Annotated in this window: 21 protein-coding genes; 11 read left to right on the forward strand and 10 right to left on the reverse strand. The window is 37.9% G+C overall.

Translation table 11 applies throughout. The features are described 5' to 3' along the window. Positions 1-534 precede the first annotated feature (534 nt). A complete protein-coding gene (locus tag H5115_RS14915; protein WP_182756092.1) occupies positions 535-1728 on the forward strand; it encodes a porin in 1194 nt (397 codons plus the stop codon). Next, positions 1728-2189: a hypothetical protein gene (locus tag H5115_RS14920; RefSeq protein WP_182672492.1), complete on the forward strand. Its 462-nt coding sequence runs from the start codon at positions 1728-1730 to the stop codon at positions 2187-2189. The genes H5115_RS14915 and H5115_RS14920 overlap by 1 nt, the downstream gene beginning before the upstream one ends. Before the next feature lie 40 nt (positions 2190-2229). On the opposite strand, the gene H5115_RS14925 is transcribed toward H5115_RS14920, so the two are convergent. Next, positions 2230-4185 (reverse strand): bifunctional diguanylate cyclase/phosphodiesterase, encoded by a 1956-nt coding sequence (locus H5115_RS14925; RefSeq protein ID WP_259396411.1) that lies wholly within the window; start codon positions 4183-4185, stop codon positions 2230-2232. Positions 4186-4582: 397 nt separating this feature from the next. On the opposite strand from H5115_RS14925, the gene H5115_RS14930 reads away from it, so the two are divergent. The 8 genes from H5115_RS14930 (at position 4583) to H5115_RS14965 (ending at position 10607) form a co-directional block, all read left to right on the forward strand. Beyond that, positions 4583-5515, forward strand: coding sequence for a CHAD domain-containing protein (locus H5115_RS14930; protein ID WP_182672490.1), 933 nt, complete (start codon positions 4583-4585; stop codon positions 5513-5515). A gap of 26 nt (positions 5516-5541) precedes the next feature. Continuing rightward, positions 5542-6441 (forward strand): DUF350 domain-containing protein, encoded by a 900-nt coding sequence (locus tag H5115_RS14935; RefSeq protein ID WP_024597420.1) that lies wholly within the window; start codon positions 5542-5544, stop codon positions 6439-6441. Between the two features lie 3 nt (positions 6442-6444). Then, positions 6445-8166 (forward strand): polyamine aminopropyltransferase, encoded by a 1722-nt coding sequence (locus H5115_RS14940; protein ID WP_182682754.1) that lies wholly within the window; start codon positions 6445-6447, stop codon positions 8164-8166. Positions 8167-8245: 79 nt separating this feature from the next. Next, positions 8246-8659 carry a YjfI family protein gene (locus tag H5115_RS14945; RefSeq protein ID WP_004335098.1) on the forward strand — a complete coding sequence of 138 codons (414 nt, stop codon included), beginning with the start codon at positions 8246-8248 and terminating at the stop codon, positions 8657-8659. Positions 8660-8683: 24 nt separating this feature from the next. Continuing rightward, positions 8684-9376: a PspA/IM30 family protein gene (locus tag H5115_RS14950; protein ID WP_004335088.1), complete on the forward strand. Its 693-nt coding sequence runs from the start codon at positions 8684-8686 to the stop codon at positions 9374-9376. A gap of 74 nt (positions 9377-9450) precedes the next feature. Further along, entirely contained in the window at positions 9451-10089 is a 639-nt protein-coding gene (locus H5115_RS14955) for a DUF4178 domain-containing protein (RefSeq protein ID WP_182756096.1), read from the forward strand. Beyond that, the gene (locus H5115_RS14960) at positions 10086-10406 is read left to right on the forward strand and encodes a hypothetical protein (protein WP_024597423.1); all 321 of its coding nucleotides are present in this window, start codon (positions 10086-10088) and stop codon (positions 10404-10406) included. The genes H5115_RS14955 and H5115_RS14960 overlap by 4 nt, the downstream gene beginning before the upstream one ends. Before the next feature lie 15 nt (positions 10407-10421). Continuing rightward, positions 10422-10607, forward strand: coding sequence for a hypothetical protein (locus H5115_RS14965; RefSeq protein ID WP_024597424.1), 186 nt, complete (start codon positions 10422-10424; stop codon positions 10605-10607). A gap of 29 nt (positions 10608-10636) precedes the next feature. Here H5115_RS14965 and H5115_RS14970 read toward each other — a convergent pair whose 3' ends face one another. From H5115_RS14970 to H5115_RS14990, 5 genes are all read right to left on the reverse strand, one after another. After that, positions 10637-11038 carry a hypothetical protein gene (locus H5115_RS14970; protein WP_004335077.1) on the reverse strand — a complete coding sequence of 134 codons (402 nt, stop codon included), beginning with the start codon at positions 11036-11038 and terminating at the stop codon, positions 10637-10639. 10 nt (positions 11039-11048) lie between these two features. Beyond that, complete coding sequence (locus H5115_RS14975) at positions 11049-11582, reverse strand: hypothetical protein (RefSeq protein WP_182756098.1); 534 nt, start codon at positions 11580-11582, stop codon at positions 11049-11051. A gap of 109 nt (positions 11583-11691) precedes the next feature. Continuing rightward, positions 11692-13068, reverse strand: a complete 1377-nt coding sequence (locus H5115_RS14980; RefSeq protein WP_182756099.1) for a lyase family protein — start codon at positions 13066-13068, stop codon at positions 11692-11694. Positions 13069-13079: 11 nt separating this feature from the next. Then, the gene (locus H5115_RS14985) at positions 13080-13445 is read right to left on the reverse strand and encodes a hypothetical protein (RefSeq protein WP_231609258.1); all 366 of its coding nucleotides are present in this window, start codon (positions 13443-13445) and stop codon (positions 13080-13082) included. Between the two features lie 101 nt (positions 13446-13546). Then, positions 13547-13732 (reverse strand): hypothetical protein, encoded by a 186-nt coding sequence (locus tag H5115_RS14990; protein WP_010554833.1) that lies wholly within the window; start codon positions 13730-13732, stop codon positions 13547-13549. 200 nt (positions 13733-13932) lie between these two features. Here H5115_RS14990 and H5115_RS14995 point away from each other — a divergent pair, with 200 nt between their 5' ends. Next, complete coding sequence (locus H5115_RS14995; RefSeq protein WP_182756100.1) at positions 13933-14523, forward strand: DUF938 domain-containing protein; 591 nt, start codon at positions 13933-13935, stop codon at positions 14521-14523. On the opposite strand, the gene H5115_RS15000 is transcribed toward H5115_RS14995, so the two are convergent. The 4 genes from H5115_RS15000 to H5115_RS15015 form a co-directional block, all read right to left on the reverse strand. After that, positions 14500-15639 (reverse strand): GNAT family N-acetyltransferase, encoded by a 1140-nt coding sequence (locus H5115_RS15000; protein ID WP_182756101.1) that lies wholly within the window; start codon positions 15637-15639, stop codon positions 14500-14502. The genes H5115_RS14995 and H5115_RS15000 overlap by 24 nt on opposite strands. 6 nt (positions 15640-15645) lie before the next feature. Next, positions 15646-17028: a carboxylesterase gene (locus H5115_RS15005; RefSeq protein ID WP_182756103.1), complete on the reverse strand. Its 1383-nt coding sequence runs from the start codon at positions 17026-17028 to the stop codon at positions 15646-15648. Next, complete coding sequence (locus tag H5115_RS15010) at positions 17018-19738, reverse strand: ATP-binding protein (protein ID WP_182756105.1); 2721 nt, start codon at positions 19736-19738, stop codon at positions 17018-17020. Before H5115_RS15010 ends, H5115_RS15005 begins: the two co-directional genes overlap by 11 nt. A 72-nt stretch (positions 19739-19810) precedes the next feature. Then, positions 19811-20266 carry an Lrp/AsnC family transcriptional regulator gene (locus H5115_RS15015; protein ID WP_024604725.1) on the reverse strand — a complete coding sequence of 152 codons (456 nt, stop codon included), beginning with the start codon at positions 20264-20266 and terminating at the stop codon, positions 19811-19813. Positions 20267-20375: the final 109 nt, after the last annotated feature.

Consider the following 20375-nt stretch of genomic DNA (forward strand, 5'->3'; position numbering starts at 1 on the left):
TGCCGAACTCAGTAGTGAAACGAAACAGCGCCGATGATAGTGTAGCATTTGCTATGTGAAAGTAGGACATTACCAGGCTTCAAATTGTAGAGAGCCCGACTAGAAATAGTCGGGCTTTTTTACGTTTGCAGAAAAATAAAATGTGGTGGATTACTCACATATCGCATTATAATTTAGCTAATTTACATCCTACCAAACACTTATATTAAGCACTCAATCTTGGTGAACGAGATAAATTAAGAATCAGTTTGATCCTCTACTTAGTTGATAAGTATCTATATAAATATAGTTAAGCTCTATCTCAATAATCCTGAATGGAACAGTGTTAACTAGATACTTAATACTCTTATAGAACACATATATTGTGCCAACATGTAATTCATTGACTATAATCATTAATCCTAGGTCGCGGTAAAGAGCGCTACTTAAAATAATTAAATAATTGATTATCCGAACTGGTGAATTACTTCCTTGTTAGCATAATTAATCTTCATTGTACTTTGCATAATTCAACAAAGGATTTAATTTTCTCTGATGCGATATAAAATATCTTGGTGCTTACTTTTTACCACTATGCTTACTCATTTTTCAGCTTTTTCTAATGAGTTAGAATTTTCTGGTTATGCTCGAGTTATTGGTGGTTACTTAGACGAAAAAAATGTCGAATTTAAGGGATATGAAGACAGTATTAAATTTTCTCCATCTAGTTTAATTGGATTCCAAGGCGAGTATCAATTTGATGATAAGTGGTCTGCAACAGCCCAAGTTTTGCTAAGAAGCAATAACACAACAGCTTCTGATAACTCAGGGTTAGAGTGGTTATATTTAACATATAGGCCAACTGATAATATTCAGATAAAACTCGGAAAATTACGCACACCTTTTTTTACTATGAGTGACTTTTCGGATGTTGGTTTTGCGTACCCATGGATCAATCCACCTCAACAAGTTTATGATACTTATTTATTTAAAACATTTAATGGCATAGATGCTGTTTATAAATTTGGTGCAGAAAACTTTGATTTGAGCTTTGAAGGTTACTATGGTGAAGAGTCGGGTGATATAGGGATAGGCGCCTTAAGAACGGGCTTTGAAGTTGATAACCTTTTAGGGTTCATTGGTAAGATTAATATTGAAAACTTAGAATTTAGAGTTTCCCGTTATAATGGGAATATCAGGCTTGATATTGATGAGATAAGACAGCTAGAAAATGTTCTTAATAGCCTTAATTTTACAAAAAGTGCCAGCTCGGTAAAAACAAAAGGTAGAGCACATGCAGACCAATTTGGCGTAATTTACGACAATTTAGATTATTTTTTTAGAGGTGAATGGGTCCGCATTAAAACTGATTTAGGGATAGTGCCTATAATTCAGAGCTATTATTTAACTGCCGGTGTTAATCATGCTCCTTTTACTTACCACTTAACATTTGCAGATAGCGACGTAGAAACTCGTTCTGCTGAAAATGAAATTCCGTTAGGTATTAATAGCGACTTAGATCAACTTGCATATGGGTACAATCGTATTTTTGATGAATCTACGCCTGACTCAATTAAGAGTTGGACGGTTGGTGTACGCTGGGATGTGTTGCCAAACCTTGCCTTAAAAGCTGAGTTTTCAACCCTAGAAGGCGACGATGTAAAAGACTCGTTTTTCGTTACTCCTGATGACTCTGATTTTGATAAAAAAACTAATCTTTATCTTATTGGTTTGGATTGGGTGTTTTAATGATATTTTTTAAACCTATTAATAACATTAAAAAAATAATGATGCTCTTTGTATTCGCTAGTAGCCTATTTGGTTTTAGCATTTCAGTTTATGCAGAAAATACAAACCCCTCGAACGTCATTATTGTAGTAAATACCACAGATAAAAACTTATCTTTTAGTAAGCAACAAATTCGCCATATTTATATGGGCGGAGCTATGAGCAGACAATTTAAAGCAGTTAACCTTTTTGTCGGCAATCCGCTTAGAATAAATTTTAACACTAGGATGGTAGGTCTTACTGAATCTAGAATACAAGCTTATTGGGCCCAAATGCGATTCACGGGGCGCAGCAAGCCCCCTGTTGAATTTGAGTCTACAGAAGAGGTTATAGAGTACTTACTAACCGTTGAAGACTCAGTAGCTTACCTTCCAGCAGGAATTACTATACCTAAAGAGCTCACCATAATTGCACTAAATTAAAAGTAAGCCGCTTGCTTAGTAAAAAATCAATTGCACTGAGTTATTTTGAAGTTATTGTTAGTTCTTTAAATAATATTTTCGCTCGTTCAATTGTGTGTGGTAGTTGTGCAATGCACACTGGTTTTGCAAAGTAATAGCCCTGCATTTCATCACTACCATTTGATACTAGGTAGTTAGCTTGATCGTTTGTTTCAATTCCTTCGCTACATATTTTTAAACCAAGGCGTTGGCCTAAATCGAGTATTGCTTGTAATACTGCAGTGTCTTTTGCCGAGCTTGCATATTGATTTACAAACATTCGATCTATTTTTAATGTATCAATTTCAATTTTAGTAAGGTAACTCAATGAAGAGTAACCTGTGCCAAAGTCATCTAATGCAATTGAGCCTCCCATAACTTTTACTTGATTAAAAAATTGATTGGCGTTTTCAAAATTTTCTAAATAGCTTGATTCTGTTATTTCAAACTGAATATTTGAAATATCGACGCTATGTTCAAGTAGTTTACTTTTTACAGTATGAATGAAGTTATGATCTTTTAAGTCATGGCTTGAAAGATTCATGGAGACGAGTACATTATTCCCCATAAGTTGTTTTAGCATTTGCATATCTTTAAATACTTGTGTGATCACCCATTGAGTAATCGCTTTTATTTTACCTGCTTGTTCCGCTATAGGTATAAACTCACTAGGAGAAACAAAACCTAGCTCTTTGCTTTGCCATCTTATTAAGGCTTCTAAGCCCTGAGTTTCGCCTGTATTCGACATTTTAAGCTGATAAAATAACTCAAATTCATTTTGCGCTATTGCGTGAGATATTAAGTTAGCGACTTGCGCTTTTCGTTTGTTATCTTCAAGCATTTTATGGTGGAATATTGTATATGCGCCTTTGCCTTTTTCTTTTGATGTGTACATTGCAATATCGGCATTACTGATAAATGTATTTATATCAAATTCAGCTTCTTTGGCACTTGCAATACCAATACTAATACCCGCTGGTACGTCCCACTCATTTATAGTGAATGGCTCTTTCATACCCTCAATGATATTTTCGGCAATATCTATAACAATAGATTGCTCAGTGATATTAGGTAGCATAATTAAAAACTCATCACCGCCTAAGCGTGCAATTATGTCGTTACTACGCAGATAACTTTTCACTTTTTTAGCCACAGCTTGTAAAAGCATATCTCCGGTTTCATGGCCTAGGGTGTCGTTAACGCCTTTAAAACTATCAACATCAAAGAACATAATCGCAACGTCTCGGTCGTTACTTTTACTCCTAGCTAGTTCGAGTTTGAGTAGGTCCATAAAAAACATGCGATTAGGTAAACCTGTTAATATATCGTAATTGGCGAGGCGCTCCATTGAATGCGTTTGTACTAAAAGTTGTGCGGTGTGTTTATGATTGGTTTGAACTTGGGAGTCAATTGTTTGTAGTAATGCATTAATGTCGTTACCAAGTTGAGATACTTCATCATGACCAGTGACTTGGTATTGAAGCTTATAATTTGTTGATTTTTCAACTTTCTGTGTGAACTTCGAGAGCGCTAAAAGTGGGCTTAATAAACGCTGATATATCCAAAATGAAATAATAATGGTGAGTGCAATAATTAAAACAACAAATGGAGCTGCACTATAAAAAAGGCTAATTTTACTTTCATTCAGTGGCTTTTTAAAGTCTTGCACAATGAGCAAATATCCAATAGGAAATTGCTCCTCCCCAATTGCCTTTAAGGCCACTAGTCCTTCATTGGTTATTGTAACCGCATAAGGTAAATTTTTTGGTTGAATACTTATAAGTTCAGGCTTAAAGCTCTCAAGCTCTAAATAGTTGGGGTGGACATACGATTGGATTAATTGCCAGTCAGCGTCAAATACATTAACAAACTTAATGTGTTCGTACCGATCAAAACCGAGCAATTCTGTGGTTATAGAGAACAAATCAACTTGCTCAGACATAACACGTAATAAGCTATCGGAAATATTTGAAGACATTGCATCTAAATTTTGTTTAACAGATTGGCGATATAAATCTTCGTGTTCATTAATCGCGAGGAAAAAAACTAAATTTGCGCTAAATATAATTAAAACCGTTGTTATTATAATAAATTTATATCGAATACTATGAAGCATCAAATTTAACCCTTAACCGTCATTTAATTATGTTTTAGTTATTATTGTGTAATCAGGCAATCCATAATTACAAAAAAGCTACTTATTACGCCCTTTGTAGCACTAAAAGCCTAACATTGAGAATGCTTTTAAATTCATATACTAAATATAGCTGTTTATTTAATTTTGTACTGACTTACTTTGTTGCAATTACATTCTTGGTTTAATAAGTGACCTGTGTAAAACTACCTTAGTTAATTTAGTAAATCAGGTGACATGAATGTCGAATATTAAAGCTTGGAAACTTATAAGCCTGTTTTGTTTGTTCGCAGTGCTTATGGGTTGTCAATCTAAAGAAGAGCAGCTGCAACAAACAATTCAAGAGTCTATTAAAAAAGCAGATACAGAGCTGTCACAGCTTGGTACTGCGCTTGATAATGGGAATGTGCGCAATGCTGTATTACTTAAAGAATATGGCGAGCTCCTTAAAAAACAACAACCAGAGCTTACAAAAGTTGTTGATGTAATTACCCTTGATGCAACGCGCCAAGGTGCACTTTATAGTGGTTTAACACAGCGACTTAAAGATATTAAAGGAACTTACTTAATTCCTCCTTACGAAGATACGTTGCATAGCATTGATTTGTTGCGTGATGCGTCTAAACCTACGCTATTTTCTGATGCGTTAACCGATCCTATTAATATGCTAGCTGATATGTCCAAAGGCACTTTAGCGCGTGTAGGTGCAATTAGTAAGCAAGCTGAAGGTGAGGGTGTTGGTAACCAAATGGTAGGTAACCCTAACTATGGTAACTGGCAAACAAATAGTAATGGTATTAGCTTTTGGCAATGGTACGGCATGTACCGTATTTTAGGCGATGTATTTGACCGTGTTGAATATGGTAGTTGGAGCAAACGCCGAAAGTATAGTTATTACAATGACTATGGCCGTTCGCGTTATTCAAGCCCTAAACAAATTAAAACCCAAAGCGCGCTAGAAACACGCACGCGCCAAACATACCAACGCCAAGGTAAGCAGTTTACAAGCCCTTATGCGAGTAAAAAAACAGGTGCATCCGGTTTAAGCCGTAGTAGTTATACGCCACCAAAAAGCCGCAGTAGTTATTCTCGTTCGAGCAGTTATAGCAATAGCTCAGGATCGGTGCGTGATAGCGGTAGCAGAACCTCTCGTGGCGTGAGCCGTGGTAAGTAAAAGAATAAAGTTGGAGTTAGAATAATATGTATGAATTTAATGGAATAACTATGTGGTCGCTACAAGCATTGGCGATTGATTTTGCAATTATTGTTTTATTATTTGTAAGCCTTAAATATATAAAAGGTTGGGTTTCAAACTTACACGCAAATGATGAAATAACAGAGCGTGATAACTTTGCTTTTGGTATTAGCTTTGCCGCTGGTTTAGTGGCACTGGCGATTGTATTAACAGGTGTAAGTAGTGGTGCTTTTGCTGCAACATTGCAACAAGAAGCACTGCAAATGTTAGCTTACGGCGCATTAGCAATTGTACTTATTAAGTTGGGGCACTTTTTTCAAGATAAAGTAGCGCTTCGTAAAGTAAGCCTGCACGACGAAATAGTTAAAGGTAACGTTACAGCTTCAATAATTGATTTTGGTCATGTTGTTAGTGTTGCAATAGTTATTCGCTCAGCACTTTTATGGGTGGCTACTGATGGCTGGCATGGTCTTCCAATTGTAATTGCTGCCTTTATTATAGGTAGTGTTGTATTACTACTTGTTAGCCAGTACCGAGTGCAGTTATTTAAGCGTACAAACAAAAGTGGCGACTGCCTACAACAAGCAATTGTTGATGGTAACTTAGCTGTGGGTATTCGTTACGCTGGATTTTTAATAGGTAGTGCATTAGCTATTACAGCTGCAACGGGTGTTGCGCCATACGCTGCTGATAACATTAATGCGAGTTTACTATACTGGGCTATTAGCGCTGTTGTGAGCCTTGTCGCATTTATTATTTTGCACTTAGTGACAATTAAAATAATTTTATCTGGTTGCGATATTTCCGATGAAGTTAATCGTCAAAAAAATGTAGGTGTAGCAGCTATTTCTGCAGCAGTATCATTTGCTGTAGGTATCACTATGGCAACCTTACTAGGCGCATAATCAGTGTCATCAACCAACACTCCCCCAAGTAAGTCTCGCTTACTTGGGCACGATATATTACTAATTACTGTTATGGCCGTGCTTGCTGGGTGCGGCCTTATTTATGAATACTTACTGTCTCATTATGCGGGGCGTGTACTTGGCTCAGTAGAAAGTGCTATTTACGCCATGATCGGTACTATGATTGTAGCAATGGGCTTAGGCGCTTTTTTAGCGCGTTGGTTTAAAGATGCATTTACCGCTTTTGCTTGGCTAGAAAGCATTATTGCTTTGGTTGGCATGGGCTGCATTTTAGCGATAGCGGGTGTAATAGCTGTAAGTTATTCTCTTCCTCATTTATTTTCGAGCATTTTTAATTTACCCCCAGATGTTGTACTTAATGGTTACGTATTTCAAAAGCTACAAGAGTGGTCACGTTTTCTACCTTATGTTTTTGGTTTAATACTGGGCTTATTTATTGGTATGGAAATACCGCTTATAGCGCGCATTCGTCAGCACGTTTATGGTCGTTTTTTAGAAAACAACGCAGGGACTATTTATGGTGCCGATTATATTGGTGCTGGTATTGGTGCCGCCATTTGGGTAAGTATCATGCTCTCAATGCCTATAATGCAAGCTGCGGCGTGGACGGCGTTATTTAATATCATCGCAGGGCTCGCTTTTTTATGGCGTTACCATGCCCATGTGCGCTTTGCTAAGGCACTTTTAGTTTGCCATATAGTACTGCTGGCATTGTTTGGCTTTATTTTAGTATTTGGCAGTAGCTGGATGAACAGTCTAAGTAATGTTTTATACAAAGATAAAGTAATTTATTCGCAAGCAACTAAATACCAACACGTAGTTTTAACCGAAAGATTAAGCAAAAACCAACCTCAGCCAATCACCGATTTATATTTAAATGGGCGTTTACAGTTCTCAAGTATTGATGAGCAAATATATCATTCAATGCTGGTTTACCCTGCAATGCTTGCCTCTAACAGACACGACCGTGTATTAATAATTGGTGGTGGTGACGGGTTAGCGCTTAGAGATGTTTTAAAATGGCCTGTGAGTGAAGTAACGCTAATAGATTTAGACGCGCAGCTTCTCAATTTATTTGGTCATAAAGACGGTGACTTTACCCCGCCAGAGCACATCAATAAGCGATTACTACAGCTAAACAATAAATCGATGCAAGACTCGCGAGCCAACATAATTGTGGGTGATGCATTTTTAGAAGTTGAAAAGCTGCTTGATCAATCTAAGCAGTTCGACACTATCTTAATTGATTTACCGGACCCAAATCACCCTGATCTAAATAAAATGTACAGTGACTACTTTTATAATCATGTACGTCAGTTATTAGCACCCGATGGCGCAATGGCGGTTCAATCAACTTCACCTTACCACGCTAAAAAAGCGTTTTTAAGCATTGCTAAAACAGTTAAAGCCGCAGGGTTTGAGTATGTTGAGCAGTATCAGCAAAACATACCTTCGTTTGGGCAGTGGGGCTGGACTATAGCCACTAAAATGGGTCAGTCGGCCAGTGGCCGTATTAATGATGCGACGGCTATGCCTGTGCCATCAAGGTGGATTAGTAAAGAATATTTATTGGCAAGCTTTGTATTTCCTAACCACTACTTTGAACAAGTTAAAAGTATTGAGGTCAATAGGTTAGGATCTGGTCAGTTGTATGATTACTACCGAACTGCATGGCAAATCGAAAGCGAATTGTATAAAAACTAACAAAACATGGTTGACATAATATGTCGGCCGTGAGAATCTTAACTCAGACATAATATGTCAAACGACAAAAGGCAGAGACATGGAATTAAATGAACTTTCAATAAAATTAGCTTCTTTTGAAACTGAAGGCGCTAACTTTGAGTCTTTCTTGATTGCCAACCCAGGCGAGCAAGATGTTTTACAAGTCATTGTTGATGGAAATGATGAACTTCCAATTTTTGTTACACAAACGCAAGAGCAGTTGTTATGTATTAGCTACTTGTTTGACGAAGATGAAGTTAAGAGTGAATTACGCAACGAGTTAAACGAAACATTACTACGTTTAAACGTGCCAATTCCACTGAGTGCATTTGCTAAAATCGATAACAAATACGCGATTTTTGGTGCACTGTCGGTAAATTCATCATTAGATGACGTTACCCACGAACTAGTGACATTAGCCGATAACGCTATCGATGCACTAGAAGCCGTGACCTTGTATTTAAACGATTAATAGCCAGTTAGTGGAGTTAAGATTATGAGTATTTTAAAAAAATTATTTACAGCAGTACGTGGCGGCGCTCGTGAAGCAGGCGAAGCAATTGTAGACAAAAATGGCATCCGTATTTTTGAGCAAGAAATTGCAGACGCGCAAAATGCACTTCACCGTGCTAAAAAAAGCCTTACTGAAGTAATGGCTAAAGAAATGCAAACTAAGCGTAAAATTAGCGCTGTAGATGCATCAATCGCGGAACACGAAGCGTATGCAGGCCAAGCTCTTGAAAAGGGCAACGAGGCGCTGGCATTAGAAATTGCAGAAAAAATTGGTGACTTTGAAGCTGAAAAAGCCGAAAACGAGCAAGTATTATCTGGTTTTAGTAACCATATTGTTGCGCTTAAGCAGCAAGTTAAAGATGCTGAAAAATCGATTAAAGAGAATCAGCGCCAGCTTACAATGGTTAAAACCACAGAAAGCGTACAGCAAGCAACAATGGCTGTTAACAGCACGCTTAATACAAACAGCTCGTCTATGACATCGGCTCGTCAATCGCTTGAACGCATTAAACAGCGTCAACAAGATCGTAGCGACCAGCTAGGTGCTGCAAAGCAACTTGAGTCAGACGTAAATGGCGATGATTTAAAAGCAAAAATGGCTGAAGCAGGCATTGGCGACACAAGTCCAAAAAGCGCTGATATTTTAGCTCGCATCAAAGCGAAGCAAAATAGCTAACCATTACGTTTATACTTTAAAAAGGTAACCGAGTTTTGCTCAGTTACCTTTTTTGCTTAGAGGGCAGCCTTTCTATGTTTAATTTTTTCAAATCTAAAAAAGAGCCAGAGCGTCAGCTTAATCATCCAAGCGAGCTTAAAAAAGGCGACATGTTTAGTGTTATCGACTCATTTGCTTATCCGTCATGGTTAAAAGGTGAAACGCTACGTGTTACTGATATTCAGACTTACCAATATCAGCACAGTAGCGATACTGAATTTGTACTCGAGACAAATAGCGGGCAAGTTGTATTTTTACAAATTGAGCAAGATGACGGCGAAGAGTGGGCTAACTTTTCTATTAAAATTCAGCGCAACGAAGTTGAAGAGATATTTGGCCTTGATGAGTTTGCGCGTATTTTTGATGAAGAGTCGTTAACCCACATTACAGTGCAAAATACACCAGAGCGCTTTATGCAGTTTTTAGCTAAAAGCTATCAACAAAGCGAGTCGCCTTACGTGTGTTATTTCCATAATAAAGATTACCGTAACCAAACATTGGCTCGCTATGAGCAAGAAGGTGGTGAACCATGTGAAATGATTTGCTTAGCATCAGATAATGAAGGCTTTGGTTTAAATATCGAAATTTGGGATGGCGGCGAAACCGAAGTATCGCTAACACTGACGCGCCCAATGTCAGACATTGTAGACTTGTTTCCCGGAGATGCTAAGTGAGTGATGCTAAAGACAAGTGGTTGCGTCAGGAACAAGCTGTACGTGCCACACAAATGGCATTTGATCTAAGCAGTGAAGTTCAAAAGCTGATAAAAAAGCAAGCTATTGACCAAGAGTTAACTCCATCAGATATGATCCGTAAAATACTTGGCTTAGATGTAAAATCTAAAAAAACGCGTCAACGTTTATCTTTTAATTTAAATGATGACGAGATTGCGCAACTAGCCAGTCGCTTTGATGTCCCAAGTGATGATAAGCGAGCCGTAAAACAACAAGTAGCTGACTTACTAATTGCTCACACTAAAAAAACTAAGTAGTTGCACTAGATTATTATGAATATTACTCTAATTGCTTATCTACTTATTTTTGCGTTGTTTGGTACTGCGGCGAGTTATTTTGTACGCTTTATTTATGCATATTGGGTGCTTAAAACAATGCCCATGAAGTACATTATAAAAGCGGGTATTTGCGTAGTGCTGGTTGTTGTAATTTCAGCGTTAATTCCGTATTTAGGTTAACGCTGAGATTAAATTATACGCGACCATTTTTATTTTATATCAAACGACTGGCATTGGTGATTAATACACAGCGACTGCACTTCAAGTACTGGTGAACAATCGGTTAAGCCTTGTGCTTTATTTTGTATTTTTTCTTGTTTTGTTATTTGTTGAGCAAGCTGTTCTGCTTCTTCTTGAGATGTGTTCAGCGTTGAATAAACAGCATACTTACTCGGTCCGCCGCATGCGCGGGCGCCCACTTCAAGTACTTTGCACTGAAAACTTGCGGTGCAGCTGTTATTACTCACCATGTTACTAAGATCATAGTTTAAGTCAGACAAGTTTTTACTTTGCTCATTTGACGTCACAGTACTAGCACAACCACTTAGTAATAAAATGCTGCTAGCAATGCTTAAAATTGATAGTTTAATTGCCGATGGTAAACAACTCATAACGTTATCCTTAAAATGCACTTACCGCTGAACCTTCAAGTTTAACACATTTATTTTCAACACACTGCGTGCTTGGCGTTGTTAAATGCTGACAAATGCTCATCATCCCTTTTTGTGAATTATAACTACTTTCAAGCTTAGTAATTTTATCGCTAAGGGCTGCTACTTGTTTTTCAGACGCTGATTTTGTTGAGTACACAATAAAGCTGCTTGGCCCACCACATGCGCGACTGCCTACTGCACTTATTCTGCATTGAGTGCTGGTATCACATTGCTTATCTGTAATTAGCGTATTTAATTCGGCTTTAGCTGTTTTTATATCGTCTATTGAAACGTTTTTTAAATCGTTTATTGAAACGCTTTCAGCAATTACATTATTTTTTGTATTTTCTTGTAATTGAGTGTTTTCTTTTAGCTTTTGCAGCCCTTGCTTTGGCGCTTCAGTTTCTGAGGTTATTGTTACTTGCTGCGTTTCAGTTGGCGTTTTATCTAAGCATGCAGTTAAACAAAGTGGTAAAAGTATGGCTAACAATGGGGTACGCATAACAAACCTTGATAGTGATGAAATATTCATCACTATCATACACGGTGCATTTTTTACGGCAATAAAAACTATATTATCAAGTAATTAAAGCCGTGAAAAATATTGTTTATTAAAGTCCGCCTTGCGTTAGTTTGGTAGGGTTAAGTAGCTTTTCGAGTTCACTGCGTGGTAAATCGGTTTCCAGCTCAGCTACATCAATAATTGGGCGAGCTTCTTTATAAGCCTGCTTTGCTATTTTTGCTGCTTTTTCATAACCGATCACCGGATTAAGCGCAGTTACCAAAATTGGATTTTTAGCGAGTGCTTTATCTATATTTGGCTGATTCACCTTAAAGCTGGCAATGGCTTTATCGCCCAGTGCTTGTGCGCTATTAGCAAGTAGCTCAATACTTTGTAAAATATTATGCGCAATAACAGGTAGCATAACGTTTAGCTCAAAGTTACCCGCTTGGCCTGCTACTGTAATGGTCGCGTCGTTACCGATTACTTGTGCGCTTACCATGGCTGCGGCTTCTGGTATTACTGGGTTTACCTTACCTGGCATAATAGATGAGCCCGGTTGAAGTGCTTCAAGCTCTATTTCACCAAGGCCCGCAAGTGGTCCTGAGTTCATCCAGCGTAGGTCGTTGGCTATTTTCATTTGTGCGACAGCGAGTACTTTTAATTGCCCCGAAAGCGCGACGATGGCGTCTTGTGAACCTATATTATAAAAAAAGTTACTACTGGGCGTAAATCTAATGCCTACATTGGCACTCAGATTTTCTGTAAATTTTGCTGCAAATTTAGGGTCGGCATTTATTCCTGTTCCAACGGCTGTACCGCCTTGTGCAAGTTCGCATACACGCTCTAAGCTATGTCTAATTCCTGCTGCGGCATGACTAACTTGTGACTGCCATGCACTTAGTGTTTGCTCAAACGTTACAGGCATTGCATCCATTAAATGCGTACGGCCCGTTTTAACTATATGGCCTACTTCAGCTTTTTTCTTTTCTAGGCTTTGCGATAAGTTTTCAAGCGAAGGAAGTAATTCATACACTACATTTATTGCGCTACTGAGTGCGATAGCAGTAGGGACTACATCGTTAGAACTTTGCCCCATATTTACATCATCATTAGGGTGAATGCTTTCACTGCCTATACGGCTAGCAAGCGTTGCAATAACTTCGTTGGCATTCATATTTGAGCTTGTGCCTGAACCAGTTTGAAAAATATCAACGGGGAAATGCTCAACATGCTCGCCATCAATAATACTTTGACAAGCTTGCTCAATAGCATCGGCTTTAGTTTTACTTAAATGACCAAGCTCGCAGTTACTTTGCGCAGCAGCTTGTTTTATATAAGCTAGTGCAGTGATAAATTGCTTTGGCATAGATAAGCCACTAATGGCAAAGTTATTAACTGCTCGTTGTGTTTGCGCCTGATAGAGCGCATCAGTAGGTACTTGTAGCTCGCCCATGCTGTCTGATTCTGTTCTAAAGTTGCTCATAAGTGTGCTCCTTAAAAAGGGTTGAATTCGTGACTAAGAATACGAGCTTCACGCTCAAGTATTAAAAATTGTGCAGTATTGTTATGCACTTTATAAAACCGTTTTAGTGCTAATAAAGGTTTGTATAACTGCTCTAAACATTGTTTACGAATAGCATTATGTATAAGAGGGTCGCACATTTTGTTCATAATTTCATGGTGTGTGCGTCTAAGATAAAACTCTTGAAGCAAGGGATTACGTTGTTGCTCAAATTTTTTGGCGACGTTAAGGGCGGTTTCTATGTAATCGGCAACGAGCATGGGTGCATGCAGGCCAGGTCTTAAGCAATGGCAAGAGAGTTCTTGATGGTAACGATGCTGGGCATAATTTGAAGACATAAAAAAACCGACTCAAGTTAACGATAATAGTTATCATTACATTTAATCGGTTTCAGTGTAAACAGTTATTATAAAAATTATTTGCGATACTAATTTGAGTTTTAATTGTAGCCAAGAATAAATATCTGATCTGTTTCATGTTTGGTCATCGCCTGTTGATTATGTTTAGGGTGCGAAAGTAAATCGATTACTGTAGCTCTCATATCAACGGCGTAACTATGATCGTCGGTGGTTTTTTCGGTTATAGCAATAGCTGCGTCTACAGCGGTATAAGGGGGTATATGCATAATTTTATCCTTTGAAATTTAATATAAGTTAAACCCTTTAGTGGGTTAGTTATATAAAAGCATATTACGTACCAATCATAATAAATTAGCTCAACCACATGATAGTTATAGTGTTTAAAAATTACCTTTTTTTCATCACGACAAAATAAGCTAAATTTGCTTTACTGTTGTGCATTAATCTACAATTTTGGTGCACAGTAATGACAAAGCCATTTTCACAAGCCTGTGAAAACAACAAAACCTCTATTTTAGAGCAATTAAAAGTTGTATTAAAAAATACTAAAACAGTACTCGAAGTTGGCTCAGGAACCGGCCAGCATAGTGTTTTTTTTGCAGAGCAATTACCACATTTACAATGGCATACAAGTGATCGCGCTATAAACCACGAAGGGATTAACTTATGGCACCGCGAAGCTAATTTAACTAATTTGCATGCACCTCTTGAGCTTGATTTAAATAATGAGTGGCCAGTAGATAAGGTTGACGCTATTTATACTGCAAACACATTTCATATTGTAAGTTGGCAATTAGTTGAGCGTTTTTTTGACGGTGTTAAACGCCACTTAAATAGCGACGGTATGTTGTGTATTTATGGGCCATTCAAGTACCAAGGTGAATTTACCAGCCCAAGTAATGATGACTTTAGTGCCTTTTTAAAAGAGCGCGATCCGTTAAGTGGAATAAGAGATTTTGAAGCAGTTGAACAACTAGCTAAGCAAGCAGGGCTTACGCTTATTAGCGATACAGCCATGCCTGCAAATAATCAGTTACTCGTTTTTAAACGGCAGTAATGAGCTACATTGCTCTTTATATATATCAATATGGCCGCGTTCACGCTTTAAGTAGTCGCTTATTGCATTACTGAAGTCGCCATCAACAATATGGTGAGCAGAGTAGGTAAGTACGGGTTCAAATCCGCGTGCTATTTTGTGCTCACCTTGTGCACCCGAATGAAAACAGCTGAGTTTATGCTTTATTGCAAACTCAATGCCTTGGTAATAACATAACTCAAAGTGAAGGGAATCTACTTCCTCACTTGCTCCCCAGTAGCGCCCATAAAGCGTATTTTTACCTACTAAACTAAGTGTTGCAGCAATCACGTTGTCGTCTTTTTTGGCCAGCATAATAACGAGAGTATTAGCCATTAAGGCATGTAAAAGCGTAAAAAACTCCATATTTAAATAGCCCAAATGACCAGAGCGCTTTAAGTAGGTACGCTGATAAAACTCACAAAACAATTGCATTATCTCGGGCGTAATTTGCGTTCCTTGCAGCCATTCAATATCAATATTTTGTTGCGCTATTTTAGCTCGCTCTTTTTTAAGTGATTTACGTTTTCGTGAGTTAAGTATTTGCAAAAAATCGTCAAAGGTTTCAAAACCTTTATTAAACCACTGAAATTGCACACCCACTCTTAGCATGGCGTGTTGCTCAGTTAATGATGTTGCTTGAGCTTGATCGCAAAAGTTAACATGCCACCCCGACCACCTTTGCTCAGCACTGTGTAAGCTAAGTTGCTCTGTAATGTACTGATACACCGCATTAGGGTTAGCGTGCTCGATAGCAATACGCTTGCCTTCAATAGGGCTAAAAGGAATGCCAGATAGCCACTTGGGATAATATTCTAAACCGTGTTTTTCGTATGCCTCAGCCCATGCCCAGTCAAATACATACTCGCCGTATGAATGACTTTTTAAATACCCGGGTGCAAGTGCAACGAGCGTATCACTTTCAAAAATAGCGAGGTGATGGGGCTGCCAACCGCTTTTTTGTGTTACACATTGGCTTTGTTCAAGGGCATATAAAAAAGCATGTTGAGTAAATGGTTCATCACCAAATAAACGTTGCCACTGCGCCTGATCAATCTCATTAATACTGCTAAACCATTGGTGCGAAAACGTTCCCATGACTACTTACCTTGTAGTTGTTCTAAGCTGTTCTACGTTTTTAATAAACGTACTAATTTGCTTTTTAAGCTCGGTAAAATGAGGATTATAAGTTAAGCGTTGTAAGGCCGGATAGTGTTTTAAGTTGGCGCTTGTACGCTCTCCTAGTTGTGGGTTTTTTGTTGTTTTACATGTTTTGTACAGGGACTCGTCGTTAATAAAGCTGCCACAATTACGATAGGTTGCGTTAATTCCATAATGTGGATTTTGCGGTGAGTTAACAACAGCAATATGCGACATACCATGAACTTTTTTACACTGAGGCGTTGTGCACTGCGGATTATTTACTGTGTAGTCACTAGCAAAGTCTGGCGGTAAAATATCAGTGCTTCCATAAAGTACTAAAGTATCGAGCGGCTTATATTTTACTGAATTATCTTTGTGTAATGCACTTAATAATTTTAGCGTGGCACGCGTATCTATCGTGGTATCAATATCGCTAAGTACACTAAAAATAGGTAATTTAAGTGCAGAGCGTTTGTTTAAGCTACTTACGCTTGCAAGTGACATAGCATAGTACGACGCGGCAGCTGCATTTAAAGGAAATGATTCATACTTAGCAAAGTCTACATCGGCGTCTTTATCTATCCAATTAACAAAGGGTATGGCATCAATCCACTTTGCTATCCAGCCGTACTTATTATGTGGCTCGGAGCCTGGCGAATAAAGCATAAGCGCTTTAATTTTGGGTGAAACAGTGTGCTTGGTTGCGTAATCAATAAGTAACGCTGCACCGGTAGAGTAACCTGCGAGTATCACCTCATCAAAGTCTTGCACCGAGCGTTTAATACCGTATTTTATTGCCTGTTGCCATTGGCTAACCTCTACATTGAGCAATGCACTTGCGGCGCTTCCATGTCCTGGTAATAAAATAGTACGCACAGTATAGCCTTGTTGATAATACACTTGTGCTAAATCGTGATACGTAAAGGGTGAGTCAGTTAGCCCGTGAATTAATAGTGCAACTTTATTGCTGTTTGGATGCGTAAGCTCAAAAGGGGCGATAAGATCTGCAATAGTAGGGTCAGGTTTTCGCGTACCTAGTGTTACTAATTGCTGGTACGTTTGTGTAATAACAGGGCATGGCATATCTGCACGTGGATTGGTTTTATTTATATGTTTATATGCAAAATCTAAGTAATCGTTAAATGGTAAAAGGGCGTGGTAATTAAAGCGCTGGTGGTTGTGCTCTTTTTCAAAGCGTAATAAGCCTTGTTGCTTACTTTTTGTTATAAATTTAAAGTCGCTCGCTTGCGATATACAGTTTTGAGCGACAGCAATATGCGAAAAAACACTTAAAACAAAACCAACTCTTAAAACTATTCTTAAAATTAAACCACTATTGTTCATTAACTTCTGCATATTGGACAAGACACTCGGTTAGCTTAATGAGTTCAAGCGGTTTTGCAAGGTGCTGGTTAAATCCAACGGCTTGTGCATGTGCTTTATCCTCTGGCATAACGTCGGCAGTTAAAGCAATAATCGGGAGCTCTTGTTCAGTTTTAAACTGGCGGATCAGTGCCGTTGCTCTATAGCCATCCATTACAGGCATTTGGCAATCCATAAGCACTAAGTCAAAATGCTGTTTTTTCACTATATCGACCGCCAACTCACCGTTTTCTACCATATACGGCACAATCCCTAACGAGCCAAGCATCGCTTTAATAACCATTTGATTTACTGGGTTGTCTTCTGCGACCAAAATGTCTAGCGAAGTAATATTAGTATTATCAAATGTAATAACATGCTCTTTTTTAGGCTCGGTTGTTTCTAATCGCATTGAAAATGTAAAAGTAGAGCCTTTATTTACTTCACTTTTAAGTGTTATATCAGCTCCCATTAATTGGCTTAACTCTTTCGCTATGGTTAAGCCAAGGCCTGTACCACCAAACTGCCTTGAGGTAGAACTATCCGCTTGGGTAAATGCGTTAAATAATTTTTTATGTTGGCTTGGTTTTATACCTATGCCGGTATCACTAACGGTTATAACTAGCTGTACTTTATTGGCGGCAGTAAACTCTGTTTCTATGTTTAAAGTAACGCTGCCTTGGCTTGTAAATTTAATCGCGTTACTACATAAATTAAGTAATATTTGCTCAATTCGCATAGGATCACCAATAAACCAGGTATCAACAGGTAGCTTTGAATTAACTTGCCATTTAATACCTTTGTTAACGGCGCTTTGCTCAAACATGTTGTTTATACGTGTTATTAAAGCACCTAAGTTGAATGCAATAGATTCAATAACTAACTTTTGGGATTCTATTTTTGATATATCAAGAATGTCATTAATTAAGTTTAATAAGCTTTTAGATGCTGAGTTTATTTTATCTAAATAGCCAATGAGTGTATTTGCATTGTCTGTTTCTCTAGCAAGTGAAGAAAAACCAATAACGGCGTTTAATGGTGTTCGTATTTCGTGGCTCATATTCGCTAAAAATTGGCTTTTAGCCTGATTAGCTAAATCGGACTGCTTCTTTGCTTGTGCGAGTGAGTGAGTACGCTCTGCAACTTGACGTGTAAGTGCGATTTGTTGCTGATTAAACAGCAGTAAAACCATTAAAATTAAAGAACATACGGCAACTTGAAGTATGAGTAATAATAAAGTTAGTTGACTATTATGTTGTGTTAAAAAGCTTTCTTTAAGGGCTAGTTTTACAATCCATTTTTGCCCTGCAAAGTCCACATCAAACGACATTAAGCGGCTGCCTTTAGCTTGCTGAACATTTTGAGAGTAATTACTATAAAACGGCGGAGTGTTTGTATCTTCGTATATACCAATCGAAAACATATCAGACTGTTCTTTAGAAATTGCCTGCTCAATAATACTACGCACTAAAAATACACCAGTGGCATAGCCTTTAATTGTTTTTTCATCACTATGCTGGGAGTACACAGGGGCAAATAATAAATAGGCTGGTTTAGGTTGTTTGGTTTGCACCAATTGAATTATTTTAGTTCCTACTGGCATGTACTTTATAGCGGGGTTAAGCAGAGAGCTTTTCCGATCAGGGTTTGAAAATACATTAAAGCCAATAGCTTTTTGATTACCATTAAAAGGAGCTATGTATTTTACTATAACAAGGGGATCGCTAGTTTCAAGAGGTTCGCCAACTACATCAATATCTAAATGATAAATGTTTGATATTTCCCGGGCAAAGACGTCGCGTTGATCTTGAGGTATTTTTGCGTTCCACGATAAGGCGTTAATAAATGCGTGCTGAGTTAGTAACTGGCTAGCATAAGAATAAAAATCTTGCTGGCTTAGCATGGGAGATGACTGTACCTGACTTGCTAGGCTCTGCACTGCAATAATACTACGATTTGTATATCTATAAAGGCTGTTTTCTATAACGTGGACTTCACGTTCAGCAATTTTAATAGTGTTTATACGATTTTCTTGATCGTATAACTGCGTTGTTACCGCGACTGATAAAAATAAAATAGAGCATACTGCAATTGTCGGAAACGCCGATATATTATGTTGATTAGACTTTTGTGGTAATAAAGAAAGTAAAAGCGGAGTCGCAATTAATACTCCTAATGTATCACCAAGCCACCAGTAAATAACATTCTTCCAATGATTATCAACACTGTAAACCGAGTTGAATTGGCTTAAGGCAAATACGCCAAAGTTAGCCGAAATTAAGCTGACCAATATTGCTATGACAAGGATAAAGTAAATTATATTCTTGCGCTTTTTAAAGCGCAGCGGGTGCCCAAGCCAATACTTTAAAAGAGCTGCGCCGACCATTGCCTGTATAACAACACCAAAGGCGATATACATAGCCTCGTTAAATGAGTTACCGACCAGGACTAGCTCATGAGCAGAACTGTCAAAAATATTAAGGTTAAAGGCAATTGCAGCTACAAATAAAGGCGGGATAAAGCGCCACCACCAAATATAACAACCGACTAGTGCTATGCCGGCAGGTAACCAAATTGGAATTATTTGCGAGTTAAAAGCAAGTTTAGTGAGTGCTATGCCGACTAAAAAATATGCTAAAGCAAACATGATGTAAAAAATAATGGAATGATTTTTAGAGTTAAAATTTTTCACATAAGGTCCAAGCAATTATTATTGTCGTTTTGAAATATCAGTATAGCTAACAGTAAGTTATTTTGGTTATTTTTATAAAGGTAACTGTTTTTTGCTAAATGATTGTTTAAGCACAACTGTTGATTCTATATTTGCGATACAGCTTAAGCCACCTAGTTGATGTTTCACAAACGTTTCGTAGCTCTCAAGATCATGTGCAATGATTTTTAATAAATAATCATAGCTTCCTGATATTACACAACACTCTAATACATGTGGTAATTTTTCTACATGTTGCTCAAATTGCTCTGCAGCACTAACCGAGTTTTGGCTTAATCGTACAAACGCATATACCAATACATTAAGATTAAGTGCTTTGGGATTTATGGCGGCGTGGTAGCCGGTAATAATGTTTTCTTGCTCTAACTTTTTTATACGCCTTAAACAAGGTGTATCCGATAGGTTAATACTGCCAGCTAAATCTGAAACCGACATACGAGCTTGGCTTTGCAGTGCAATGAGTAATTGCTGGTCTTTTTTATCTAACATAGTTGTCGGCTTTTATTAATTATTTTTATATTTGTAGTGATTATTGCTAAGTATTGCAGTTTTTACTAATTTTTTTGGCGTTTTACCCTAATTGAACTCTGTTAGCATT

This window comes from Pseudoalteromonas sp. SR44-2 (assembly GCF_014163745.1).
Classification (GTDB): Bacteria; Pseudomonadota; Gammaproteobacteria; order Enterobacterales; family Alteromonadaceae; genus Pseudoalteromonas; species Pseudoalteromonas distincta.